This window comes from Pseudomonas sp. WAC2, from assembly GCF_030403525.1.
Classification (GTDB): Bacteria; Pseudomonadota; Gammaproteobacteria; order Pseudomonadales; family Pseudomonadaceae; genus Chryseomonas; species Chryseomonas luteola.
Genome location: NZ_JAUEPD010000004.1, coordinates 331379 through 357324, shown reverse-complemented (window position 1 = coordinate 357324; position 25946 = coordinate 331379). Strand labels below are relative to the sequence as shown.

Genomic DNA, 25946 nt, shown 5'->3' with positions numbered 1-25946 from the left:
CCGGTTCTCTAAAGCCGGTCATTTATTTTAGCCAATTTTGAAAGGTATTATTTTTCCCATATCTATAATACTGAAGTTTATTAATAAAAATTAAGATGGAGATATAAAAAATACCCCTTTGAGAGTGGTTGGTGACTGTGTTTTAGGAATTAGTAGGTAAGCATTTGCGTCGGTAAGATAGAATATATCTTTATAAGGATTTGGAAAGTCAGAGGAGTAAATTTGTAACGCAATATTGTAATTTTTGACAATGTCTTTTTCTAGGGAAAGTTGTTTTGGGGTTTCGCTTGTTATCATGGAGCAAACTACAAAATCATCCACCTCAAAATGCTCGTCAACAATTTTGGTGTATGTCTCAGGTATAGTATATGTCTCCGATTTTATAAGTTCTGTTTCTAGGTCTTCGCTATATATTACTTGGGTGTATCCACTGCTAATAAACTGTAAATCTTCAACGCTGCCAGAGGTGCTTATCAAATCTAGAAAGTATTCGCTTGGGTGATAGGTTGAGAAAATATAGATTATTCCATTATTTGGAATAGTGCCCGGTAAGAAATAAAGTCTAGCTAGAGAGCAATTTATACTCATAACCAATGTAAGCGGTAAGTGATCAGGATTTTTTGGCCAGGCCTCTACTTTCGCTTGGCTACCACCAAACGTGATACCACAATGTTTATTTAAGTCTGAAGTTGGGACAATTCTCTTTACTATCTTGATTTTACTCATTTGCAGTCTATAAGTATTTTATAAAAAAGCGAAGGATTAACTATTTAATTATATACATTTTCTAGCTGAGACTTTAGCTATTGTATATTATAAATCAACCAGAGGATATTTATTTTATAGATTGCCTCATAAATAGCTCTTTATGATCAATGGGGAATGGGCTAACAATACCCTATCGAAAGTAGTTTGTTTTCTTGCCCACCCCAGCTATCACTTATAGTATAATGTGGAATAAATTCACAAGAGCCAGGCACGAATGTGAATTTATAATATATTTCTTCGCCCTCCAGTCCTTCGCAAATCTCATAGTATACTCTGTAAAGTCCTTCCTCTAGGTCTACATCTATTTTAAATGCCTCGCTCACAGAAGAAATTTCGACCTTATCTCTATTTTGAATGAAAAAAGGGAAAACGATAATGCGCTCAGCAGTCGGATCAGGAGTAAAAATTTTTGAAGCTTCTAAGATGACATTTGCTCCAAATGGCTCGTCAATAATTGGATCAAAGACGGCAATGTCTTTATGAATTACTGCTCCTTGCTCTAAGTTTTTCTTACCCCATTGACACAGAGTATAGTTAAACTCGCGAGCCCATAACTGTATTTGTCTATGGGAAATTAATAGGTCAATTTTTTGCATTAAAACTCTCAAATTTAAGCGGAACTATATCTGCCTAATTTAACATATTGAAGAGTAAATTTAACGGATAGTTACCGCCTAACAAGCCGATATTTAGTATCGTAGTGCTGCCCCTAGAAGCGCAGGTCCTGCTCAATTTCTCTGGTGCGAGCGTTTCTAGCGTACCAGGTCTTGTAGTAGGGATAACATACCATGCGACCGGTATCGTTCGTGACCTCAAGCGGTGTACCAATCTAGCCGGTATGAAAGTAGTAACGCTTGGGCTTAGCATCTGCTTGGTTTGGCTCTGTATCTACACGAGCGAGCGGGGCGTAACTGCCTGCTTCGTAGATGTACAGGCTGTATAGATCCGCTTTTTGCTCCTGCAGCATGCGTAGGCCTTGCCAGAGGAAGCGGGTCGTTTCGGTTTTGCCCTCTGTTAAGACGTACTTAGTAACGCGGCGGCCCAAGCAGTCGTAAATGAAACGCTAATAGCTGTGCCGCCCGCTAACTGCTCTATTTCTTTCGGCGCAAGGAAGTCCACTCAGGAGAAAGTTTTTACTATTAATGACCAGTTAATATTAATTTTATTATACGGATATAATAAAATATGAGGGGAGAATCTCTAGTCGATGTTTTCAAATAAAAATACCTTTTGTAACATATAATTCATTTGATTGGTCTTTAACTATTTTTTGTTTTATTAATGTAGGGGGCTAAAATCGTGAGGAACTCATCGAAACTAGTCGCTATTCGGTAAAGATCACCGCTTTCTCCTACTTCTTTTATGTCGGCTTCAGTACTGTTTTCTGCATGTAAATGGGTCCTGTCCCAGTAATATACTCCTGCAATATCTTTCTTAATCAATAACACGTAAGGGTTTCCGCCCCCGTCTTCGCCAATGGCAATTTTGTCTGATTCAATAAAGTCCAATTCATCAATAAATTCATGATTGAAAGATTCGATATCGTATACTTCTGATCGGTCATTAGTAGGAAATAAGCTACCAAACGCTATATGTCCACAGTCAATTCTTTTAAAAGAAATATCAAAATAAGCAGGGTCAGTGACGCTAAGTCCATTGGTCGTTTTTAAAAAATCCTTATAATCGGAAGGCAATGAGATCTTAAGGTCTTTCTCTAAGGCACTAATTTCAATATCTGTCACGCCTTTTCTGTGATTTATACTCATTTTTAACCTGCGCAGCCTTTAAGAGTTTTAGAGACGCCACCTCGATGGATGAATCTATTATGTACGCTTTTAGTAACTTCCTGCATGGTGGTACCATTTTCATGATGGTGCCATGTGTTCAAGGCATAGTTAGCTTTTCCCTGTGGTGTTGCCATATCAGCTCTACCAAAATCTCCTGAAAGCCCCTTACCGTGATTGCCTTTTAAACCCTCTATATTAACACTCTGAATCTCATAAGGTTTGAAATCCGGATATCCGTTTGAATAGCGCACTGTGTTATCCTCCCAGTCGCTAAACACCCAGGTTCTTGTTTCTATTTCTGTATGTGCAGTTCCCCCCCTTTTTTTCTATCCACTTTTCGAGTGAGGGTGAGTTTGCTGGCTTACCGCTCCAACCCCATGGATCAGACCATAGAATTGGGTTGATGCCATATTGGTATAGGCTTTTTCCTCTAAGCAAGCCTATCGGATCCTGAGTTGTAAATCTGCCCACAACCGGATCGTAATAGCGAAACGTATTGTAGTGCAGACCCGTTTCGGCATCGTAGTACTGTCCCTGAAATTGCAGGTTCTGCTCGAACTCTCTCGGGACCAGCGCTTCCAGCGCACCCCATGTGTTGTAGTAAGCGTGCCATACCATACCGCCGGTATCGTCCGTGACCTCAAGCGGCGTACCAATCTGGTCGGTATGAAAATAGTAGCGCTTAGGCTTTTGATCAGGCTGGCTCGGATCAGTATCTACACGAGCGAGCGGGGCGTAGCTGCCTGCTTCGTAGATATACAGGCTGTGCAGATCCGCTTTTTGCTCCTGCAGCATGCGCAGGCCTTGCCAGAGGAAGCGGGTCGTTTCGGTTTTGTCCTCTGTTAGAACATGCTTGGCAATACGGCGGCCCAGGCCGTCGTATTCGTAAGTGGCCTGGCTGAGCGAGTTATGGCCGCGATAGGTTTCGGCTTTAACCAGGCGGTTCTCGCAGTCGTAGGTAAAACGCTGATAACCATTTGAACTGTGCCGCTCGCTCACGTTACCCCAGGCATCGTAGGTGAGGCGCAGGTCTTTCCAGGCCTTGAGGCGGTTGTCTGGGCTCAAGGCTTGGGAGGCGCTCAGGTTGCCGGCAGGGTCGTAGCCGAAGTCCTCATTACCGAGCTGAGGGTGGTGCGGTTCGCGGCTACGCAGTTGACCAATGGCATCGTATTTGTAATCCGTAGCACCACGGTGCTTATCGATCTGCCGCAGGAGCTCGCCTGCCTTGCTGTACTCATAGCGACGATGGATGAGCGTGGCGGGATGTTCAGGATGGCCGAGCAGGCTGTTCTTTTGCGCGTTGAGTTGCGAGAGCTGTTCATGCGGCAACTCAATGGCCGCTTGCCAGCGCTTACGGCCAAAGCTGTCGTATCCAAAGCGGCTTGTTAGGCTGCCTTGGATACGCAAGGTCTCCCTGTGTAGGGCGTCACGCTCGAAGTCGCTGGTCTATAAGCCAATATCGTGTTCTAGAAATACGATTATAAATGATTTTAAAAATAGCTTAGTTTGGGAGAGAAAAGGATTTAAAAATATTTTCAAAATCTACTTGGTCAAAATAATCTTTAGGATTTCCTATCATTTCTAATGAATGCTTAATCCAGTCTTTATTGATATGCCCATCGCTAAGCAAATATTCATCTATTATTATTTCATTAGGAATATCAAGAATTTTTAACAAAGAAGCTATTACCACTCCTGTCCTGTCCTTTCCAGAGTTACAGTGTACTAATATTGGATAGCGAGTTGTAGATAAACAAAGAGTTGCTAGAACTCTATTTAGCCACCTTCTTACATTTCGATCGGCTGTGTTATATTTATCCAAATTCTTTGATGTGGGAAAGTGAAAATTTTTCACACCAGGTACATCAGGATCTTTACTGTTTCTTAGATTAATTATTGTGGGAGGGTAAGTTAGGGCTGCTAATGCAGCCTCTTCTGTAAATTTTATTTTGCCTCCTCGTAATATTTTGTTTTCCAGCATAATTGGCTTTGAAGCAATTAGGTTAACAAAAAGCCCGACATCCCTAAAGTTTAAAATTTCATCGGAATTATATGATGTTTCTGTCATGTTTATTTATGTGGAATCTATCTGGCTGTAATGATTTATATTTAAATATGATAATGCTATAACTATATCATATGGATCGTAATTAGTGAGTGTAAGATTTTTTAGTATATTTCGTAGTTGTACTCTGGAGCTATTATTTCATAATAGCTATCATGGCCGGTGACTAAAAAATGCTTTAGATTTAGCCTTTTTAAAGGGTCATAGGTCGAGTTGAGTTTGTGTAGTTTTTCTGACTTATATACCATGTAAAACCCAGGGTCGGGATGTGTTTTATGTGTTGCCCAATATTTTTCTATATCATCTGCGCCTAGGTCTTCTAGTATTTTAAATTCTCCATATTTAAATTCATAAAAGTTTAATGAGATGCACTTCATTTCTGCCACTAGGCTAAAGTGTATTTTCGCTGACCTGAGCAAAATTTTGTTTTGTTCTATGACTTTTACCCCAAGGCGTATAGAAAGGCCCTCTAATTCACTTAGAGATAGCTCAACGCCTGTTGTGGATATTTTAAAAGAGACCTTTTCTGGGATTAATTCCATTGGGTAATTCTCCTATTTGCAGCTTCCAATCTTTCTGATTAAGCCAGACCCGTCTTTGTTTTTGGTTACCGATATGGTTTTTATGGGAGACCTATTTCTAATGTCTGAAACAAGATGTTTCGGAACTTTATCGTATGGTATCAAAATTGCATGATCTGGGAACTTTCCGGCTTCAACTAGAGCCGCAAGACCACGGTTGTTTAGAGTCACAGCCTTTCCACTGGCCGGATCTATTGTATAAGAGATGGTGAAAATATTCGGATCGATTTTTCCTGACCTAATATCCTGTGCAACATCTAAAATAGAGCGTCCTACAATTACATCATGGGCTTGGGAGGCTATAGTACTAAAATTTGGTGAAATTCTATCTTGTCCGAAATAGACATCTTTAGGGAAAGAGGTAATTTCACCGAACTCAAATGGGTCGAAGCTACTTAAACCCAATGGATCTAGCCTTGTAATAGAGTTGATTGCATATTGATGTAGGTTAATTCCACCCAATAGTCCTATAGGATCCTGCGTCATAAATCGTCCCACGACCGGATCGTAATAACGAAACGTATTGTAGTGCAGCCCTGTTTCAGCGTCGTAGTACTGTCCTTGAAAACGCAGGTTTTGCTCAATCTCTCTGGGAGCCAGCGCTTCCAACGCACCCCATGTCTTGTAGTAAGCGCGCCATACCATACCGCCGGTATCGTCCGTGACCTCCAACGGCGTACCAATCTGGTCGGTATGAAAGTAGTAGCGTTTGGGCTCACTATCTGTCTGGCCTGGATCAGTATCTAACCGGGCGAGCGGGGCGTAGCTGCCGGTTTCGTAGGTATACAGGCTGTGCAGATCCGCCTTTTGCTCCTGCAGCATGCGCAGGCCTTGCCAGAGGAAGCGGGTGGTTTCGGTTTTGTCCTCTGTTAGAACATGCTTGGCGATACGGCGGCCAAGGCAGTCATATTCGTAGCTGGCTTGGCTGAGCGAGTCATGGCCGCGATAGGTTTCGGCTTTAACCAGGCGGTTCTCGCAGTCGTAGGTAAAGCGCTGATAGCCATTAGGACCGTGCCGCTCGCTCACGTTACCCCAGGCGTCATAGGTGAGGCGCAGGTCTTTCCAGGCCTTGAGGCGGTTGTCCGGGCTCAAGGCTTGGGAGCCGGTCAGGTTGCCGGTAGGGTCGTAACCGAAGTCCTCATTACCGAGCTGAGGGTGGTGCGGTTCGCGGCTACGCAGTTGACCAATGGCATCGTATTTGTAATCCGTAGCACCACGGTGCTTATCGATCTGCCGCAGGAGCTCGCCTGCCTTGCTGTACTCATAGCGACGATGGATGAGCGTGGCGGGATGTTCAGGATGGCCGAGCAGGCTGTTCTTTTGCTCGTTGAGTTGCGAGAGCTGTTCATGCGGCAACTCAATGGCCGCTTGCCAGCGCTTACGGCCAAAGCTGTCGTATCCAAAGCGGCTGGTTAGGCTGCCTTGGGTACGCAAGGTCTCCCTGTGTAGGGCGTCACGCTCGAAATCGCTGATCAGCAAGCCGTCGAGGTTTAGTTGGTGCAGATGCCCGCTGCCGTAATACAGATGATTGAGCGTACGACCATCCGGCAGGCTGAGCTGAGTAAGATTACCTAGCGCATCGTAAGTGTAAGCCAGTGCGCCCAAGGCTGACTGCTCTTCTACCAAGCGGCCAGCCTTGTCGTAGCTGAAGCGGAGAGCATCGGGCCGTATGCCCAGCGCTTTACCGTGCTCGCTGGGCTGCCTTGCGATGGCTACAACCCGATCCATTTCGTCATAGGTGTAATCCAGGCGAGCATCCTGGGTCATTTTGCTGAGTAAACGACCTATGGCGTCGCGCTCCAATTCGCTGGAGCGTGTCTGGCCTAGTCCCGTCTGGTCAGCGGTATGCTCATCCATGCGGACCAGTGCGCCGGATACGTTGTAGTGGAAGCGGCGGCTTAGTCCGTCTATACGAACTTCTTCAATTAGGCGGTCAGCTGAGTCATAGGCGAAGCGATAGGCCGCCCCGTTCTCGTTTACTAGGGCAGCCAGACGCAGCGCCTGATCATAGTGGTAACGAACCCGCTGGCCTTTGGCGTCCTTGCGCTCTACCGGCAAGCCCCGAATGTTTCGGCTTAGGTAAGTTGTATGGCCGTCAGCATCCGCATGGCTGAGTAGATGGCCTAGTGCGTTATAGCTGTAGTGATCTGTCGTGGCATCTGGATGCTCCACCCGCAGGATTTCGCCATCGGGTTTACGGTGCAGGCGGGTGGTCTGCCCTAGGGCATTGGTGATGGCACACAGGTGCTGGTGTTCGTCATAAGTATAGTGGGTGCGGTTGCCTGAACAGTCCTGGGACTGAAGCACCTGCCCTAGCTCGTTCCACCACATGTGGGTCTGGTTGCCCAAAGGGTCACGTATGGTATGGATTCGGCCGTCTTCATCGCTTATGTAATGGGTTTGGTTACCAAGCGTGTCGGTTTCTTTTAGAAGTATGCCGTTACGGTCGTACTGCCATTCATGAGTGCTGCCATCTGCGTGCTCAAGGCGAACGAGTTGTTCGGTATAGCGATTGTACTCATAGCGGGTTGTACGGCCGAGGAGGTCGGTTTCAGCAACCAATCGGCTGAACTCGTCGTATTCAAACTGCATGCTGCTGCCGTTTGGCAGGGTAATGCCCGTTGTGTTGCCTGCATCGTCTATATCAAAGGCATACAATTCGCCACCGAAGTACTGGCAGGCCACGACTCGTTTGGCTTCGTTATAGCGGACCTTGGCACTACGACCTAGACCATCTGATACATAAGTAACCTGTTGCTTAAGGTCATAGTTGAACTGGTAGTGCTCACCATCGTTTGTCCAATGTTCGATGACGCGGTAAGTGCTGTCTGGAAACTCTGCATAGCGGTAGTGGCAGTGCAGCCCTAGCGCACTTTCGTGCAGGCTCATACGCCCTTGATCATAGGCGAAGCGCCGAATGATATCGCCGTTCCGGTTGGTTACAGAGACCAACTGGCCCAAGGTGTCGTAGCCATAACGAACCAGGGTTTCGACGGGGCGCTTGTTTACGATACGCTCAATGCGTACTAGACGATCACGTGCCTCGTTATAGCTCAAGTGCAGGTGTAATTCACCTGAGGCATAGAGATCGGTCAGCAGGCTATCTCGGTAGAGCAGGGCGATGTAATGACCTAATGCATCTTCAATACGCTGTAAGCGGGCCGGCTCAGCATTCCTATGAAGTTCACCGAAATATAGGTAAACATCGTCCAGTGTTTTTAATAAGTAGTGGCCGCCTTCCGTACAGACCAAGGTGATTTTTTCATCAGGGTAGTAGATGCTCTCGCCGGGCTTCAAAGCATCGAGCCTGACGTCTCGCCCCTGACTGTCTTTCAGTAGGACAGCATCACCTTCGAGTTGCAGTGTTTGTTCCCAAGGCAACACCCAACCGCGACCCAGTAGACCTATTTGCTCAATGTCGCTCGCATAGAAGCGCGACCATGTAATAGGTAAAAGGCCGGGTAAGGTGAAATCTGTTTCAGACTCATCGAGTAGAACCTTACGCCCATTAATAGCGTCTACCGGGTTACCAAATAAGCCGCTTGCAGCATGAAAAAGAGAGTTGGCACCAGCGCTCAAGGCCATGTTAAGCGCATAGCCTCCAGCAAAGACAGCAGCAAACTTCATGAGGCAGGGCTTAAGTGCCCTTACGTTTTTAAGCGATGCAAAGCTTAGGCCTCCGCGACCCAGTCCAGCCAGGAACATCCCAACGCCAACGCCGATTCTGAGCGCTGTGGATACTTCCTCCTCAACTTCCAAGTAGGCGCGACTTTCTGCCCCGATAAACACGTTGTGTGAGCCACTTTCAATAGTGGCCCCACACGTCGTACGGTCCCCCTTGCGCGCAGCGCCCAAGCCATTGAGCAAGACTTTTTCAGAGCCCTCCGCTACAAGCGGCTCATCGCTATGCTTGTCGCAAATGACTTCACTTTGTTCGGCATACGCGGCATTGCGCCCATTGATGAATACATTGGGAGACCCACTAAGGATGCTGCCTGTTACTGTCTGGTCTTTCTGCTTTATCTCTTCGCCCCACTCGGGCAGAAGCGTACCTATTGTGCTCAAGGCCAAACCTAATACAAAGCCGCCCAAGCCAAATGTGCATGCTGCAAAGGCGCCGCCTATTACAAAAGCGGTACCAATGGCTGCGCCTATCAGAAAGCCTGTCAACGCCTCGGTATGGACAATGCTGTCGTGCAGCCTGGCTGCTTCGTACATCAACTATTCCCTGTCTGTTTAGCAACGGAACGCTTGCCTGCGTTAATGCATCAATGATGCGATTAGGAAAGATCCTCCGACGCCAACTCAAACGTCGAAAGGATCGAACTCCAGGTATTATTGTGGTAGGTGTCAAACGCGGACTGGCTGGTGGCAGAAATCACAAGAATTCGCTCGTCTTTCATCAAAAAGGCTGCCTGTCGTTGATAAATAAGGCGCCCATCGTTCTGATAATGTGAGTCGATTTGTATACCGTTCACGGGTTGGGTCTCTGACAGTACGGCCTCTTGCCTATGCACAAGCTTGAACTTGCGTAGCCGTGCCGACAGCATTCCTACTTGCCGGTCAATGTATTCAGGTAGCGTCTCGCCTGGGTGTAAGGCATCTCGGGAGATACTGAACGTGAAGGAGCTTGGTACCCCTCCCAAAGCAAATATATTGACAGTCCGGTCTGCGAAGCCATCGGGCACAAGGAAGCGGCCTTCCTGAATCTGATATTTCATGTATTGAATCCTTTCTACCTTTAAGAGGGCTGGCCAGAGGTGTTGAACACGGCGTCAACATTGGCATCTATGGTTTTCTTGACGCCTTCGCCAAAAGGCTCGGTTGCTGATTTGCCGTCTGGCATGTTGATGTCGAGCTTTCCGCCGGTAGTATTGATTTGCCCGTTGCCGCTGGCAGTAATATTGAACTCAACGCAGGACAGGTTGACCTGACCGTCTGCACGAAGCTCAATGACGCTTTCGCCACAAACAAGGCGAATACCTTCACCTGCCTCAATGAGATACGTTGAGCTGACGCTATCCACCTTCGAACCGCCTACCAGCAGCTGGTCATCTACCTTGACGATACGCATGCGGTTCTGACCAATGACTGCCGTTTCGTCCTGACCAATGGTTTTGGTGCGGTCAACCCCTACGGAGTGGGTTTCACAATTGCCCACTTCAATGTCCATGTCGCGCTGACCGTGTACGTAGATCTGCTCCGCACCGGCTTTATCTTCGATTCGCAGCTCATTGAAACCGTTGCCGCCAGGAGTGCTTCTGGTCTTGAAGACTGTCCGGCTCTTGTTGGCGGGCAGGTTGTACGGCACCAGATTTGCGGCGTGATGCAGGCAGCCTGTAATGAGCGGCTGGTCTGGGTCACCTTCTAGAAAGGTCACCAGTACTTCCATTCCGATTCGGGGAATCGTGACGGCCCCATAGCCTTCATGGGCCCAGTTGCTGGCAACACGCAGCCAGCAACTGCTGTGCTCGTTCATCTGGTCCAATCGATCCCAATGGAATTCCACGCGGACGCGACCGTATTGATCGCAGTAGATTTCTTCTCCAGCCGGGCCGGTGACAATTGCGGTCTGGCTACCCAGGATTTTTGACTTAGGGTGCTTCAGGGCTGGTCTGAAGATCGTGTCCCAGGGCACTGCCGTAAAGAAGTTGCGATAGCCCTGCTGGAAGCCATCCTTGTCATCTACATGCGAGGATATGGATTCTTCTAATACTTGGGGTTGTTTGCCTTCGTGTGTCAGCCCGGTGAGTAGCCACAAGTCATTCCACTCACTGCGTGGGTGCTCGGTCAAGGGCATGAAGTGGCCGGAAACAAGTGTTGGCAGGTCACTTTTACCGCGAGCGATCTGGTAATCCGAGCGATGACGTTCCAGGGTGCGCTGACTTAGCTGCTTGCCACGGGCGCGGTCCATGAAGGCGCCAGGGTAGTCATAATCTTCCAGCTCTGGCACAGCCTCGCCAGTGTGAGACGCTTCCATGGTGAGCTTGGGCTTTTCAAAGTTGTAGTCCCGGCGGCTAACCTTGGATGCCCGTGTTTCAACCTGAACTGCAAATTTCCGTATGACCTGGTGATCCGCAACCAGCCCCGTGTCCTGTTGGAAGAGCGCAGGGTTCAGCTTGGGGAAGCAAGTCTGATCATCACCAAAGACCATAATGTGTTCAGTCTGGGTATGCTCAAAGTGGTAATGAATACCTTCTTCTTCACAAAGCCGATTGATGAAATGCAGATCAGTCTCATCGTACTGAACACAGTATTCACGCTCGGGATAGGCTGAGCCCAACTGAAAGCGAAAGGCATTGGAAAGAACGCCATGTTCTTTCAGAACGGTGGCGATGATATCGGGCACGTTAAGGTGCTGGAAGATACGCTGGTTATGCCGATGGCAAAGATAGTGGACACGCGGCACGAGCGTGACACGGTAGCGCGTCATACGCTTGCCGGACTCGCCTTGTTCGGCACTGTGAATCAGGCCATTGAACCCTGTACCGGTCTGCTCCAGGGCTAGGAAGGCAGGCTGATTAAGCAGCGATTCAAGATCAAAGTCAGGCTTTTCGCTGATCAGTTCAATATCGAACCGAAAGCCGCTATTCAATCCTTCACGCCCTGCAAATTCCAGCACCTGAAAATCATGGGAAATACCCGGAATCTCAAGCGTGAACTGGGTCTCATTGGCTGGGGAGAACATCCTCGTTCCTCTGCTTCCTGCTCGGTATACAAGGCATGTCCAGGCGGGCAGCGTGTCGCTTTTCTGGAGATGCATAAGTGGCTCCCCATACACGGTATAGGCGGTGGGGATTTACCGGCAGGCTAAACGAAAGACGCTGGCAGAATCTTGCGCAGTAGGTATGAGAACGGTAGGTGTTGTTTAAAAATACGAACCAGTTCTTATAGGTTTCTAGTTAAGGCTTAAGCTGCCTTGGTGTTGCGCTTGTGGAAGGACCTAAGCCAAGCAAGACAGGCCCTGAAAAGTCTGATAGTTATGCTGATTAAGTTTCATCGATAGGAGGCATAAGCTGTCACCTGCGAGTATGTTTCTCATCCCTCACGCGCATTCTTGCGCAGCGACTTTATCAGGAGCCTTACAATGGAAATAATGGCCGCGGTTACTCATTCCAAAGGACAGCCCTTTAGCCTTGAGAGGGTTACCCTGTCTGAGCCGGCTGCTAACGAAGTGTTGATTCGGATTGTTGCGACAGGTGTTTGCCATACTGATGCGGTTGCCCGTGACTTAGGGCTTTCGCCCTATCCCGTAGTGCTTGGTCATGAGGGCGCGGGCATTGTCGAGCAGGTAGGCCGTAATGTTAGTGATCTGGAGATAGGCGATCATGTGGTTCTGTCGTTTGCGCACTGTGGTAAATGCGAAAATTGCCTGACCGGGCATCCTACGGTGTGCAGGGTCTTTAACGATCTCAATTTTGGCGGCCGCATGGAGGACCATACCTGTCGGCTTCGCCAGGGAGATACCGAGCTCTCTTCCTTTTTTGGTCAATCATCCTTTGGCACCTACGTGATTGCCAGCGCACGTAATGTCGTCAAGGTCGATAAGGAAGTAGACCTCGCGTTATTAGGGCCGCTGGGTTGCGGTATTCAGACGGGGAGCGGAACGGTATTTAACCGCCTTCGCCCTGGGTTTGGGGATAGCCTTGCCGTTTACGGCTGTGGTGCTGTGGGGTTGAGCGCGATCATGGCAGCAAAGATTGCAGGGTGTGCTCAGATTTTTGCGGTCGATGTGCATGATAGCCGTCTTCAGCTAGCCAAGGAGCTTGGTGCTACGCATGTGTTCAACGGTAGTCAGGTTGATGTGGTCAGGGAAATCAAGGCTGCCTCTTTGGGTGGTACGCACCACGCGGTTGAAACTACAGGGGTTCCGCCGGTTGTTCGCCAATGCCTGCAGGCGCTGCGGCCATTAGGGCAAGCGGCGATTGTAGGCGTAACCCCCGAAATGACCATTGATGTTCATAACGAGATCATGGCGGAAGGAAAGACCATGATGGGTGTGATTGAAGGTGATGCCGTGCCACGCCTCTTTATTCCCAAGCTGATCGAGTACTACAAGGCGGGGCGCTTTCCGTTCGACAGGCTAGTCAGGTTTTATGATTTCAAGGACATTAACCAAGCGTTTGAAGACTCAAAACAGGGTCTGACGGTTAAGGCTGTCCTGAAATGGAATTAGCGCCTGGCCAGTTACCTTATTGACGCACGACTTGTCCAGCCTGCTGCAGTTGGGCTTTCAGTTGCAGCAGGCTGGGTGTGATATGACGGTGGAGTCGTTCGATAATCTGTTCTGGTTTCTGCTGAATTATCCGGGTGGGCTTGGGGGGCATCCATCTGCCTACCGCGATATTGTGTTTGAAAACATCGAAGCCAATCAGGTGGGGACTGCTTTTGAGGCTCATGCCAGCAAAGAGCAGCCCTTGCGCAATGTTACGTTGCGGAACGTGCATATCGCTTCGGCCAAGACGCCTTTGGTACTCGAAAACGTAAGCGGCATGAAGTTCGAGAATGTACGGATCGGTAATCAAACCATCGAAGGGAATCTGAGCTGGTCAGAGACAGCTGCTGCTCGATGAGGCCTGGGGACGTTCTGGGCGTTAATGCTTCAGAACGTACCCATCATGCGGCCTAGCAATTCCATTGCCTTTTCACTTTTAAGCGTCCAGGGGTGACCATAGTTCAATCGTGCACAATTTCCAAACCGTCGGCTGGCCGAGAAAATAGGGCCAGGGGCAAGGCTAATGCCTTGTGCAATAGCCATGTGGAACAGTTGAAGTGTGTCGACCTGTTCTGGAAACTCAAACCATAAAAAATATCCGCCGGTAGGGCGAGTTACCCGGGTTTCGTTCGGAAAATGACGGGCAGCGGAGGCCAGCATTGCATTTTGTTGGGTTTCCAGCGTGTGGCGCAGCTTGCGCAGGTGCCTGTCATATCCGCCATGTTGTAGATAATCGGCGATTGCCGCCACTGCAGGTACTGAAGGAGAAATCGTGGTCATGAGCTTGAGACGATCAATCGTCTCCGCGAAGCGTCCAGCGGCGACCCAGCCCACACGATAACCCGGCGCTAGGCATTTTGAGAATGAGCCGCAATGCATGACCAGGCCTTCGTCATCAAAGCTTTTGACCGCGCGTGACGGCTGGTTGGAAAAGCTGAGTTCGGCGTAGACATCATCTTCTATCAAGGGAACCTGATGATGTTTGATGAGGGCATACAACGCCTGCTTTTTCTCAAGACTCATGCTGGCGCCCAGAGGGTTTTGCAAGCTGCTCATCAGCCAGCACGCCTTGATGGGGAGATGGGTGAGGCTGTGCTTCAGGACATCAAGATCAACGCCTTCGCGGGGGTGGACCGGAATTTCGACAGCCTTCAACTGGAGCCGCTCCAAGACCTGAAGCGTTGCATAAAAAGCGGGCGCCTCTATGGCAACCAGATCGCCCGGCCTCGTCGTGCTTTGCAGGCACAGATTCAAGGCCTCCATGGCGCCGTTGGTAATAACCAGCTCCTCAAGAGGAAGACGGACACCACTGACCATGTAGCGCAGGGCTATTTGACGACGCAGATCAGCACTGCCTTCTGACATGTCTGCAATGGCTGCCTGGGTTGAAAACTGCTTTAGTGCATGTGCCATGCTGCGAGCAAGGCGGGGAAGGGGGAATAGCTGTGGGCTGGGAAAGGCAGATCCAAACGGAATGGTTGCCGGATCCTTGATGGAGTTCAGGATAGAAAACACCAGCTCGCTAACATCCACATCCGTGGTTTCGGCCTTGTGGCCGGTGATTTCAGGCTCGTTGAGGTAGCGTTTGACATGCTCGCGCACATAATAGCCGGAGCGGGCGCGAGCAATGATCAGTCCTCGGTCTTCAAGCAGATAATAAGCCTGAAATACAGTCGATGGGCTGACAGCATAGGTGCGACTGGCATGGCGTACTGAGGGGACCTTCTCACCAGACTTCAATACGCCGGTTCGAATCAGGTGTGCAATCTCGTCTGCAAGTCGCTCGTAACGTTTCATATTTTCCGCTATGGCGCTGGTCGTCGATACCCGTACTGTAATCGCAGAGACAGTCGCTCATGCTCAATTGACATTCAGGGCGGCGTTGTACATGTAGCGCCAGGTTCAAAAAGCAGCCTATACACCTTAGCGGTCATTCTTCTGTACGTCCTCGCGGGCCTTGTTCAGCTGCACGCCTGCGTAAAATCCCCATCCCAACAGAATGAAGGCCAGGAAACCGAACAGTGACATGAAGAATACATCGCCCATGGTTGAACCTCTCGGAATAGCAGGAAAGAGTGGAATGGATCTCGAGCAGGGTAGCGAATAGATGTTTCTGTCTCGGCAGTACGCCATCGTGCTCATGTGGCTACAGTAGAGCGTAAGATCAATACTAAACAGATTCAGATTATCGATAAAAAAGCGGATCAGATGCCAAGTTGATAATGTCTGGTACGGGCGTGCTTGTAGAGTTGATCTAGCGCAACATGAGCTTCAGTTTCGGGCGATTAACCTCATCCGGGAGATTAATTATTGCCAGAGTGATGGCGTGACAAAAAACGTCACTGCTGGTCACAAACCGTTACGCTTGTTTATTGGAATTTTGTCAACTGTTTCATGCTCGGTATAAAAGCAAATTTTTATGAATTTTTAGAAATGCTCTCTTCAGCCATAAATTATGTGAACTCGATTAAAAATAATAAGTGCTACTACCAGGCTATTTAAAACGACTGTTTCACAAAGAAAATAGCGGTGGGGCTTAAGAATAAATATAAGTCTTTGTTTTTAAACAATTTATATAATCAAAACAAAAGACAATAATGTCATTTTGATATTGATCGTGCCAGTTTCTCAGTGGCATGCTTTTCTCAATTCCCCAGCCATACAGCCACCCACGGTCGCCAAGCAAGGTAGTTGGTTCTGCCTGGACACTAAAACGATAACAGTCTTGATCGGGCTTTAACGCTCGGCCGTTAAGTGCGCATTTCAGAAAAGACACTTTTGGTTTTATTGGGGAATTCATGAAAAGCTCAAGCAGGCGTTCCCGTAGTCTGGCGTTAAAAGTAATGAAACAGTGCGCACTTCCCTTGGCCGCACTGCTGGCATCATCAACTGCCGTTGCCTCGGTCGATCTGGTGGGGCTGAATTTGTCTGGAGCCGGTTTTGCAGCGCAGGTTCTGCCAGGCATCAACGGAACCAACTATATCTTTCCGACAGAATCGTACTTCGAGCAATGGAGCGCGAGGGGAATCAAGCTGGTGCGCTTCCCAATCATCTGGGAGCGTCTGCAGCCAACACTTGGTGGAGCGCTGGACACCACCTATGTGGAGCTGATCGACCGTACATTCGGTTATGCCGAAAAGCACGGTGTAAAAATCATCCTGGACCTGCACAACTACGCACGCTACCGCGGACAGGTCATCGGCACGAGCGGTGTGCCTTACGTGCGTTACCAGGAAATTATGGCAAAGATCGCTCAACGTTGGAGCAGCCAGAAGTCGCTTTACGCCTATGACATCATGAACGAGCCAAATGGCGCGCTAAACTATTGGAACACAGCCGCCCAATACGGCATTAATGGCGTACGTTCAGTGGATACGGTTCGGCCCATTATCGTCGAAGGCAACGGGTGGGCTGAGGCTACTCGTTGGGAGCAGTGGAACGAAGCGTTACTCGACCTCAAGGATCCATCAAATAACATTATCTTTTCTGCGCACACCTACTTTGATAACAATGCAGGCGGTAGTTACGAATCCATTGACGTCAGTAAACTCGATCCCATGTATGGCGTTGAGCGGGTCAAGCCGTTTGTTGAGTGGCTGAAGAAGAACGGCAAGAAAGGATATATCGGCGAGTTTGGTGTGCCCGATAACGACCCGCGCTGGTATGCCATGATGGACAACATGCTGGCCTACCTGAAGCAGAACTGCATGCCCGCGACCTATTGGGCCGCTGGCCCGGGCTGGGGCAATTATTTCATGTCGGTTGAGCCGGTCAATGGCAAAGACCGCCCACAATGGCCGACACTCAAGAAGTACATCAACAATACCAGTTGTACCACTATAGGTCCTGTCAGCGCCTCGAATCCTGCCTCCGGCGGTGCAAGCAATACCGGATCGGGCACTACAACCTCTCCTGGCAACACGGCATCTTCCGGCTCCAGCGCTTCAACACCCTCTACCGGTACGGGTGGGACGTCAGGTAATGGCACTGGCTCCGCTACGGCGGGTGGTTCTACAGGCTCCTCCTCAGGCTCGGCAGCTTCTGGCAGTTCTACAGGCTCAGGCAATGCGTCCGGCTCGACGGGTAGCAATGCTGGAACCGCTACGGGTACTACACCTGGCCCAGCCAACGGTACAGCCAACACTGCCAAGCCGGCAACAGGCACCGCTGGTTCTGCAACGCCTTCTACAGGCTCTTCCGGTAGCGGTAGTTCAGCCTCGAAGCCCGCCACCGGTACAGGCGGCTCAGCTGGAGCCGTCACGCCGGTTACGCCTCGCAATGCAGTCGATCTGGTCGGGCTTAACCTGTCGGGCGCAGCGTTCGCGCCCAATGTAGTGCCGGGTACGAACGGGGTGAATTATGTCTACCCTACGGAGGCTGACTTCAAGCAATGGAGTCAGAAAGGTATCCGGCTGATCCGCTTTCCGATCCTGTGGGAGCGTTTGCAGCCCAAGCTCAGTAACATGCTGGATCCTAAGCAGGTTGGCCTGATTCAGACGACCATGAACTTGGCTCAGAAATACAACATCAAGGTTATCCTGGATGTTCATAATAACGGTCGGTACAACGGGAACATCATTGGGGCAGGGCAAGTCACCTATACGCACTTCTGGGACCTGATGTACCGAGTCGCCTACCGTTGGGCCAGTCATCCTGCCTTATATGGGTATGACATCATGGCCAAACCCTATGGCATGGATAATTACTGGCTAAAGGCTGCCCAGTCTGGAATTGACGGTGTACGAACGGTCGATCATATCCATCCGGTCATCATTGAAGGCAATGCCTGGTCCAATGCATCGCTATGGCCCTATTACAATGACAGTCTGCTCAGCCTCAAGGACTCGGCCAATAACATCATCTTTGCAGCGCACGTCTATCTGGACAAGGACGGCAGCGGTACTTATAGCCCGGAAGATACCAGCCAGCTCAACGCGATGCTGGGCGTCAATCGTGCAAAGCCTTTCGTGGATTGGCTGAAAAAGAACGGGAAGAAGGGCTATATCGCTGAATTTGGCGTGCCAGGTGACGATGCTCGCTGGCTGCCACTGATGGATAATCTGCTCTCATACCTCCAGCAGAACTGTATTCCTGCCACGTACTGGGCGGCTGGTCCGGGCTGGGGTAGCTACAAGCTTTCAGTAGAACCCTTGAATGGCCAGGATCGTCCTCAGTGGGCCACGCTGCAAAAGTATGTACAGAGTTCTAACAGCTGTACGGCAGTAGGACCCGCTAAGTAACGCCATGACGGAAAAGCCGCCTTCGGGCGGCTTTTTATGAGGTTTGATGTACGTCGCGAATGATCGATTCCGGTTTGACAGCACGGGCGGGAGTAAGGCTTAATTCGCGCCCTTCGTTTAACCCTCCTTTCTAAAGTGGTGAAGCCAGTGCCCTGCATCAACCTTTACATCTGATCCGACAACGGTCCCGGTAAGCGGTTGGTCTGCGCGTAGCTGTCATCTATCGTTCCTGAGCGTTGTCGGTTTTCCCTGTTTGATTGGAGAAGACCATGACTCTCGACCCGCGCGTCTATGCGCAATTACATGAATTATTCAAGTACCCGAGAACACCCCACCTGGAGTCGTCGCGCCTACAAGAAGGTGATAGCGGCCATGATCAGGTAAAGCTTTGCACTTTAAAGGATCAATTCATCGTCGTGGAGGAAAAGCTCGACGGTGCTAACGCGGCTATCAGCTTTTCCTCCAGAGCAGAGCTTTTGCTTCAGTCGCGTGGGCATTACCTCATCGGCGGCTCACGTGAAAAACAGTTCAATCTGTTCAAGCAATGGGCACGCGTCCATGAATTGTTCCTGCTCGAACGCCTCGAGGATCGCTATGTGATGTTCGGCGAGGTGATGAGCAAAAAACATTCGGTGTTCTATGACCGACTGCCCGGAGTCTTTTTCGAATTCGATATCTGGGATCGCCGCAGGCAACTTTTCCTGTCCACCGCTGAACGTCGTAGGTTGTTACTTGGTGGGCCTGTTCTTTCGGTGCCTGTGTTGTATGAAGGGATTGCCCCGGTAAGGCTCAAGGACCTACTGGCACTGGTTGGAAAGTCCTGGGCACGAACTGATCAGTGGAAAGAGCGTTTTGAGCATACGGTGCGGCGCGAAGGGCTGGATGTGAGCAAGGCCTGGTCTCAATGTGATGACTCCGACCTGATGGAAGGCCTTTACATCAAGGTCGAGACAGCCTCTGAAACCGTTGCACGGATGAAATGGGTACGTCCGGATTTTGTACAAACGATTCTGGATGCCAATGAGCATCATCTACGTCAGCCCTATGTTCCCAATGAGCTTGCGCCTGACGTTGATCTCTACGCGCCAGTACCTGCTGTAACGTGGGAAAGTCTGAACAGACAATAACAAGGAGAAACAGGATATGGATTTTCAAACACTTGAACACCTGGTCGTTGCACCGGGCCAGCAGCCGGATTTTACTGGGTGCATAGACGCGATACCGGTACTGGCTCGATTGGCTAGTACACCGCAGGAGCCCGCCTACCATGGGGAGGGTGATGTCTGGACCCACACGTGCATGGTAGTCGAGGCCATGGTAAACGGAGGTGCGTACAAACGTGCTTCTGCTGAGGAGCGCTTCGTACTCTTTTATGCGGCGCTTCTGCACGATATTGCCAAGCCGGATACTACCGTCATTGATCCCACCACGGGTCGCATTGGGCAGCCAGGACATTCACGACGCGGATCGATAGATGTTCGTCTACTGCTTTGGAGGGCCGGCGTTCCGTTTTTATTACGAGAAACCATTTGCCGAATCATCAGTGTGCATCAGGTGCCGTTCTGGGCGTTGAGCGGTGATCGCTCAGGACATTCTCCAGAGTTTCTGGCGCATCGCCTGTCCTGGGAGCTACCACTCTGGATGTTGATCGCTATGGCTATCGCGGATATGGAAGGGCGTATCTACCCGAACAAGCAGCACGTACTGGATGATATCGTGTTGTTTCAACAGCTGGCGGAGGAAGAAAGCTGCCTGTATTCAGCCAAGGCTTTTCCTGATGATTACACGCGGATGAGCTATTTTCGCGGAGCCCGTATTCATCCGGCGTTCAGTCATTATCGGGAGCAGGAGGGCTCCGATGTGGTAGTCATGGCGGGTCTGCCTGCCAGTGGCAAGAACACATGGGTCGCAGAAAACCTGCCAGGGCTGCCGGTCGTTTCTTACGATGATGCACGGGACGCACTGGGGCTTGCCCATGGCAAGAACGAAGGGGCCGTCGCTCATTATGCGGTGGATACCGCCAAGGCGCTGTTACGCAAAAAAGAAGCTTTTGTCTGGAACGCAACGCATCTGTCCGGCCAAATGCGCAAGAAGACCCTGGATTTGCTCTACCAATACAACGCCTCAATACGAATCGTTTATCTTGAGCAGCCGGAGCGGGTCATTCTTCAGCGTAACGCCAGGCGAAACACGTCACTGCGAAATCAGGATATCCAGCGGATGCTCTACCGGTGGGAAGTACCGCTGCCGAGCGAGGCGGACTGCGTCGAGTATCTGGCCTAACGCTCACACCTCGCTCTTGTCGTAGAGTGGCTTCTTTTTCCATTCGCTGCCCTCTTCAGGCTCAGGTGCCTTTTCTTCAACAGGAGGCGCCTTGAGTTGCTGTTCGGCCTGGGTCTGTTTCTCGATGGCATTCTCAGCGGTCTCTATACCGCTCTCAAAAGCTTCGCGCTGGGCTTGAAACGCCATTTGATCAGATTGGTTGCGGATATATTGAAGGCCACGTTCATAAGCGCGCTTTGCCAGGCGGGGCTGGTCTGACTCAAGCGCTTGGGTGGCCATGTTATCGAACATTTCGATATTGCTGAGCGCAAGCCAATATCTGACTGACTTGAACCAGCCGGAAGCATCCGCCTTGGTAAGCAGACCATCCTGTACGGCGCGGTGAATCTGACTATTAAGGGTTTCCAGCTGAAAGCTCACCTCTTTGAAGGCCGCCTCGCTCGACAAAGGGCATGGTTGATTCTCGATCGAAATGTCCAGGCCGAGTTTTTCCTGCTCCTGCAGGAGGGACTCGCGCTCCGTCAGGGCTTCGGTAGATTTTTCCAAGCGGCCGATGCGCTGAATAAGGTTGAGTTCTAGTCTGACCAGAAGCTGTTTGAGTTCAGGTGTCATGAACTGGGCTGGAAAGGTTTCCGACAAGGTGCCGATACGGTAAATCCGGTCATTCAGGTCTGCCCGCAGACGAGCCTTATCCAATTGATAACGGTCTGCAACCTGGTCCACATAGGCCATGAATAAAAATAAAAGAATGCAGCTGACAAACATCAGCGCCAGTGCTGAGGTGGACATGTGTCGTTATACCTTCTGTTCGAGCAGGCCTTTCCAAGACCTGAATGCCTCTAATGAGAATGTGCGCCCGGAAACTTCAACCCGGGTGCAGTGCCTTCCTGGCGCCTCATGGTTTGCCAGTTGGAGGCTTTCATTAGAAGGCTATCGGTATAGCGTTGGTTTTCTTGAGGAAAATAAATAGAAAAAAGAGTGAGCTGTCTGAGGCATGCCAGAGCCCTTTGGCACACCGTTGATTGAAGCAGACCGGAGCAGGGCGAAACGAGCCGGTCACGTGCTCGGCTGAGTACAATCAATCCTCCTGCTTACGTTTATTGACCCCTAATACCCTCTGCAAAAACTCTATTCAGGCTGATACGACTTCGGCGGTTAAAAGCGCCGAGGGCATATATCATTAGCAATTCTGCCTGGGAGTAACCTTGGGTGGAGAATACGTACAGGTCTCCAGAATTACGACGTCTGTCGTAATTCCTGTCGGTTGTTAATGAGGCTCAGCATTACCAGCACGGTAGCTACCCAGCCGGTATACATCAGTTGATTTGAAAGAACACCGCGAACAGCTCGGATTGGGATTTGATGTTGAGCTTGGTATAGATGTGTTTTCGATGGACCTTGACGGTCTCGACAGAAATATCCAGCTTCCGCGCAATTTCCTTGCCGGAGCAGCCACTCAGTACTAGACGTGCAACGTCCATCTCACGGGTGGTCAACGGCATTTCGCTGCGTTGGCTGGTTGTCTCCAGCCGGTGTTGCCACGCTGGAACAGATGGCGTAGTGGCGCCTTGTTCGAAGCGTAGGCGCTGACGCATGAGACCCATTATCCAGGGTTGAATCAGACCGAGCAGGGCTATCTGGTCAGGTTTGAAACGCTGGCGCGAGCCAAGGGACAGGCAAAGCGTCTGATCAGCATCGATCTGGCAGTTGATCTGGATTTCGTCAGCGACCACGTTCAGTCGGAAGTAGAGGCGATAATAATCGGTTTGCTCAAAACATTCGGGTGCGACGTCGTCAAGCCGAACCAGGCCATTGTGGGCTCGCTCACGAGAGGCGATGTAGAATGGGTCCAGAAGATACAGGCCGTTGATGTAGTCCTGAAACAGCGGATCAGGTCCGCCATCACTGGTCGGACTTTCTGCCAGTACAACGGGCCTGCCAGCACTGAAAAGCAGTGCTACCCAGCTGTCGAAGGGCAGATAGCGCGCCAGTAATCGTACCAGCCTGATCCAGAAGTTGGGCGCATCGAGCGCATCAATCAGTTGACCAACCGACTGATGCCAGGCGATATCCTTTAGTTCCATACCCATGCCTACCTCAAAAGGGTTAACCCACCGGCGTGATTATCATGCCAAACCGCGGGCACCATACTGCCAAACCAATGTGTTCGGTACGGCTGATGTATCAAGGAGCATTCATGAAGATTGAACTGGCCCAGGTGGCTGGCCGTGATGGCGACAAGGCTTACAACCTGCAAACAGCATTGGCGGCTATCGAAGCCTGTGCACCGGATACACAGCTTATTGTGTTTCCAGAAACGCACCTCAGCGGTTTTCCAACCCATGAAAACGTGGCAGATGTCGCCGAGCCCATTAATGGCCCATCGATTAGTCGGGTTCGTCAGGCTGCGCATGCCAGACAGGTCTCGGTCGCCATCGGCTTTGCTGAAGCGGATGGCGGGCGTTATTACAACACCACGCTTCTGATTACCCCGGATGAGATTGCGCTGCGTTACCGGAAGACGCACTTGTGGTCGTCGGATCAGGGAGTGCTATCGCCTGGTGACCGCTTTGCGACCTGTCTGTGGAACGGTGTTCGGGTCGGTCTGCTGATCTGCTATGACATCGAGTTTCCCGAAACCGCCCGCGCGCTGGCGCAACTGGGTGCACAGCTCATTATCGTAACCAACGGCAACATGGACCCTTATGGGCCTGTACACCGAGCCGCGATCATGGCCCGCGCAATCGAAAATCAGGCGTTTGCCGTGATGGTGAACCGCGTGGGTGAAGGCGATGGCGACCTGACCTTTGCAGGAGGCAGTGCGGTAGTCGATCCCTTTGGAAACATGCTGGTCGAGGCCGGTCGGGAAGAGGCGCACTTGAGCGCATCGCTGGACCTGAGCCAGCTTCAGGCGGTGCGCAAGGATTATCGGTATCTCGATGACCGTCGCCTGAGTTTGCCGGGGGAGCTGATCGAGCAACCGGGAGGGATTCGCGAACTTATTATCTAGGCCAATAAACGTATAACAACAATTATCTTTTTTGCTGATTCAGCACTGCCACAACACCCGACCGCGTAAGCGCGGTACCAACAATCACTATACGGAGTTGTTCATGGCCCATCTGCAACGCACCCTTTCGTTAGGGGCGGTGATGCTGTTCGGCATCGCCTACATGACGCCCATCATTGTGCTCGGCACGTTTGGAATTCTTGCCCAGAGCACAGGTGGGCATGTGCCTTCCGCCTACCTGGTAGCGCTGGTTGCCATGTTGTTTACCGCCATCAGTTATGGTCGCATGGCGGCGGCGTTTCCAGTTTCAGGTTCCGCGTATACCTATGTACGCAAGGCTATAAGCCCCAAGCTGGGCTTTATCGCCGGCTGGGCGGTTCTTCTGGACTACCTGTTTCTGCCTATGGCGATCTGGCTGATTGGGGCTGCTTACCTGAGTTCCGCATTTCCCGCTATCCCTCAAGCGGTTTGGGTATTGGGCTTCATCGCACTTACTACGGTGATCAACGTAGTGGGGCTCAAGCTCGCCAGTACGATTAATACAGCCTTGATGCTGGTTCAATTCCTGGTACTGGCTGCCTTTGTGGTGCTGTGCATCCATTATGTACAGGGCTCTGGCGAGCCGTTGTTCACGCTGGCACCGTTTACGGACGGTCATTTGCAGTGGCCGCTGGTCATGAGCGGCGCGGCAATAGCCTGCTATTCGTTTCTTGGATTCGATGCCGTAAGTACCCTGACGGAGGAAACCCGGAATGCGGAGCGTACGATACCCAAGGCAATCCTGCTGGTTACTCTAGTCGGCGGACTGGTGTTTATCCTGGCATCTTATTGGGTCCAGCGGGTACACCCAGGCATGGCGTTCGCCAATGTCGACTCTGCAGCTTATGAGATTGCCCGTAACATTGGCGGCGATATCTTTGTTTCGCTGTTTCTGATGGGGCTGATTGTGGGGCAGTTCACGTCTGGTATGGCTGCGCAGGCCAGCGTCTCACGGCTACTGTTTGCCATGGGCCGTGACGGTGTGCTTCCCCAGTCGTTTTTCGGTCAGCTTTCAAGGCGCTTCGGTACGCCAGTCAACAATCTCGCCCTGTGTGGCGTTGTTGCGTTACTGGCATTGAAGCTGGATGTAGCGACATCGACCTCGTTCATCAACTTCGGCGCATTTCTAGCGTTCAGCCTGGTGAACCTTGCAGTAATCTTTCACTTTTATCTTGGTGCGACTCAGCGTGGTATACGTCAAATCCTGTTGTTTCTCATCTGCCCGTTGCTGGGGCTCAGCGCAGATCTCTACCTCATGATCAGCCTGGACTCGATGGCCATTCTATTAGGGTTGAGCTGGCTCGCACTCGGAGTTATCTACCTAGGCAAACTCACGCACGGGTTTCGTACTCCGCCGCCGGAAATGCAGTTCAGCGAAGCGGAGTAGCGGGCCGTTCAGGTTTATCACGGCAGGCCTCGAAGGGCCGCCGTGAGGTTGCAAAAGCAGGCGTATCGTTGCTTTTATGTTTTCAAGCGGCTACCGAGCCTCGACTGCCTGCTTGAGCGCCGTCAGCCCATCTTGGTAGAACTGCGTGAATAGACTTTCAGCCTCCGCCTGGCTGATATGGGTCGCTGTAAAGGTACAGAACCATTCAACCTTGGCGCTCTTTCCTGATACATCCGTGAGTACACGCAGCGTAGAGTCGTAGTCCTTGATCGGGGCAGGTCCTTCGATGATGGTGTAGCGGTAGCTTTTTTCGGCCTCGTTAAAGCTTAACAGCCGCTCAATGATGACGTTACCTTCGATATCCTTCAGATGTCGGACCCGACCCCCTTCACTCAGCTGACTTTCGAGTACAAACGGCAGCCAGTCAGGCAGGGAGCCGAAGCCTCCCATAAGTTGCCATATCTGATCAGCATCCACATCGATCTCGATCGAAGCATAGGCGTTGGTCACAGCGATTCTCCTTGCATGAAAGAAACAGGGCAGGCCAGCATACGGCCTGAAGACAATAGAA

Annotated in this window: 22 protein-coding genes; 7 read left to right on the top strand and 15 right to left on the bottom strand. The window is 50.5% G+C overall.

Features of this window, described 5'->3' with window-relative positions; genetic code table 11:
• Positions 1-90: 90 nt before the first annotated feature.
• The 10 genes from QWJ10_RS11195 to QWJ10_RS11150 all read right to left on the bottom strand — a co-directional run bounded on the left by QWJ10_RS11195 (position 91) and on the right by QWJ10_RS11150 (position 11889).
• The gene (locus QWJ10_RS11195) at positions 91-726 is read right to left on the bottom strand and encodes a DUF1963 domain-containing protein (protein ID WP_289926318.1); all 636 of its coding nucleotides are present in this window, start codon (positions 724-726) and stop codon (positions 91-93) included.
• Between the two features lie 161 nt (positions 727-887).
• Positions 888-1364: a competence protein ComJ gene (gene comJ / locus QWJ10_RS11190; RefSeq protein ID WP_197871632.1), complete on the bottom strand. Its 477-nt coding sequence runs from the start codon at positions 1362-1364 to the stop codon at positions 888-890.
• Between the two features lie 663 nt (positions 1365-2027).
• Positions 2028-2510, bottom strand: a complete 483-nt coding sequence (locus tag QWJ10_RS11185) for an SMI1/KNR4 family protein (protein WP_289926315.1) — start codon at positions 2508-2510, stop codon at positions 2028-2030.
• 26 nt (positions 2511-2536) lie between these two features.
• Positions 2537-2806, bottom strand: coding sequence for an HNH endonuclease (locus QWJ10_RS11180; RefSeq protein WP_289926312.1), 270 nt, complete (start codon positions 2804-2806; stop codon positions 2537-2539).
• A gap of 19 nt (positions 2807-2825) precedes the next feature.
• Positions 2826-3962, bottom strand: a complete 1137-nt coding sequence (locus tag QWJ10_RS11175; protein WP_289926309.1) for an RHS repeat-associated core domain-containing protein — start codon at positions 3960-3962, stop codon at positions 2826-2828.
• A 94-nt stretch (positions 3963-4056) separates the two neighbouring features.
• Positions 4057-4623: a tyrosine-protein phosphatase gene (locus QWJ10_RS11170; RefSeq protein WP_197871640.1), complete on the bottom strand. Its 567-nt coding sequence runs from the start codon at positions 4621-4623 to the stop codon at positions 4057-4059.
• 101 nt (positions 4624-4724) lie between these two features.
• Entirely contained in the window at positions 4725-5162 is a 438-nt protein-coding gene (locus QWJ10_RS11165; protein WP_197871642.1) for a hypothetical protein, read from the bottom strand.
• Between the two features lie 12 nt (positions 5163-5174).
• Positions 5175-9419 carry an RHS repeat-associated core domain-containing protein gene (locus QWJ10_RS11160; protein WP_289926305.1) on the bottom strand — a complete coding sequence of 1415 codons (4245 nt, stop codon included), beginning with the start codon at positions 9417-9419 and terminating at the stop codon, positions 5175-5177.
• 62 nt (positions 9420-9481) lie between these two features.
• A complete protein-coding gene (locus QWJ10_RS11155) occupies positions 9482-9922 on the bottom strand; it encodes a DUF1795 domain-containing protein (protein ID WP_289926304.1) in 441 nt (146 codons plus the stop codon).
• Between the two features lie 20 nt (positions 9923-9942).
• The gene (locus tag QWJ10_RS11150) at positions 9943-11889 is read right to left on the bottom strand and encodes a type VI secretion system tip protein VgrG (protein ID WP_197871648.1); all 1947 of its coding nucleotides are present in this window, start codon (positions 11887-11889) and stop codon (positions 9943-9945) included.
• 399 nt (positions 11890-12288) lie between these two features.
• Between QWJ10_RS11150 and QWJ10_RS11145 the strand changes: the two genes are divergently transcribed.
• The gene (locus QWJ10_RS11145) at positions 12289-13377 is read left to right on the top strand and encodes an NAD(P)-dependent alcohol dehydrogenase (RefSeq protein WP_289926301.1); all 1089 of its coding nucleotides are present in this window, start codon (positions 12289-12291) and stop codon (positions 13375-13377) included.
• A gap of 31 nt (positions 13378-13408) precedes the next feature.
• The gene (locus QWJ10_RS11140; RefSeq protein WP_289926299.1) at positions 13409-13774 is read left to right on the top strand and encodes a hypothetical protein; all 366 of its coding nucleotides are present in this window, start codon (positions 13409-13411) and stop codon (positions 13772-13774) included.
• A 29-nt stretch (positions 13775-13803) separates the two neighbouring features.
• On the opposite strand, the gene mapR is transcribed toward QWJ10_RS11140, so the two are convergent.
• Complete coding sequence (gene mapR, locus QWJ10_RS11135) at positions 13804-15213, bottom strand: GntR family transcriptional regulator MpaR (RefSeq protein WP_289926298.1); 1410 nt, start codon at positions 15211-15213, stop codon at positions 13804-13806.
• Between the two features lie 126 nt (positions 15214-15339).
• A complete protein-coding gene (locus tag QWJ10_RS11130) occupies positions 15340-15462 on the bottom strand; it encodes a hypothetical protein (RefSeq protein ID WP_019366217.1) in 123 nt (40 codons plus the stop codon).
• Between the two features lie 797 nt (positions 15463-16259).
• On the opposite strand from QWJ10_RS11130, the gene QWJ10_RS11125 reads away from it, so the two are divergent.
• From QWJ10_RS11125 to QWJ10_RS11115, 3 genes are all read left to right on the top strand, one after another.
• The gene (locus QWJ10_RS11125; RefSeq protein ID WP_289926293.1) at positions 16260-18656 is read left to right on the top strand and encodes a glycoside hydrolase family 5 protein; all 2397 of its coding nucleotides are present in this window, start codon (positions 16260-16262) and stop codon (positions 18654-18656) included.
• Positions 18657-18925: 269 nt separating this feature from the next.
• Entirely contained in the window at positions 18926-19783 is an 858-nt protein-coding gene (locus tag QWJ10_RS11120) for an RNA ligase family protein (protein WP_289926292.1), read from the top strand.
• 16 nt (positions 19784-19799) lie between these two features.
• Positions 19800-20939 (top strand): AAA family ATPase, encoded by a 1140-nt coding sequence (locus QWJ10_RS11115; RefSeq protein ID WP_289926289.1) that lies wholly within the window; start codon positions 19800-19802, stop codon positions 20937-20939.
• Positions 20940-20942: 3 nt separating this feature from the next.
• Here the strand turns inward: QWJ10_RS11115 and QWJ10_RS11110 are convergent, their stop codons facing one another.
• The gene (locus QWJ10_RS11110; protein WP_289926287.1) at positions 20943-21728 is read right to left on the bottom strand and encodes a hypothetical protein; all 786 of its coding nucleotides are present in this window, start codon (positions 21726-21728) and stop codon (positions 20943-20945) included.
• Between the two features lie 527 nt (positions 21729-22255).
• Positions 22256-23029: a LuxR C-terminal-related transcriptional regulator gene (locus QWJ10_RS11105; RefSeq protein WP_289926286.1), complete on the bottom strand. Its 774-nt coding sequence runs from the start codon at positions 23027-23029 to the stop codon at positions 22256-22258.
• A gap of 107 nt (positions 23030-23136) precedes the next feature.
• Here QWJ10_RS11105 and QWJ10_RS11100 point away from each other — a divergent pair, with 107 nt between their 5' ends.
• Entirely contained in the window at positions 23137-23949 is an 813-nt protein-coding gene (locus QWJ10_RS11100) for a carbon-nitrogen hydrolase family protein (RefSeq protein WP_289926284.1), read from the top strand.
• Positions 23950-24052: 103 nt separating this feature from the next.
• Positions 24053-25375 (top strand): APC family permease, encoded by a 1323-nt coding sequence (locus QWJ10_RS11095; RefSeq protein ID WP_289926282.1) that lies wholly within the window; start codon positions 24053-24055, stop codon positions 25373-25375.
• Positions 25376-25465: 90 nt separating this feature from the next.
• Here QWJ10_RS11095 and QWJ10_RS11090 read toward each other — a convergent pair whose 3' ends face one another.
• Positions 25466-25885: an SRPBCC family protein gene (locus tag QWJ10_RS11090; RefSeq protein WP_289926281.1), complete on the bottom strand. Its 420-nt coding sequence runs from the start codon at positions 25883-25885 to the stop codon at positions 25466-25468.
• Positions 25886-25946 lie beyond the last annotated feature (61 nt).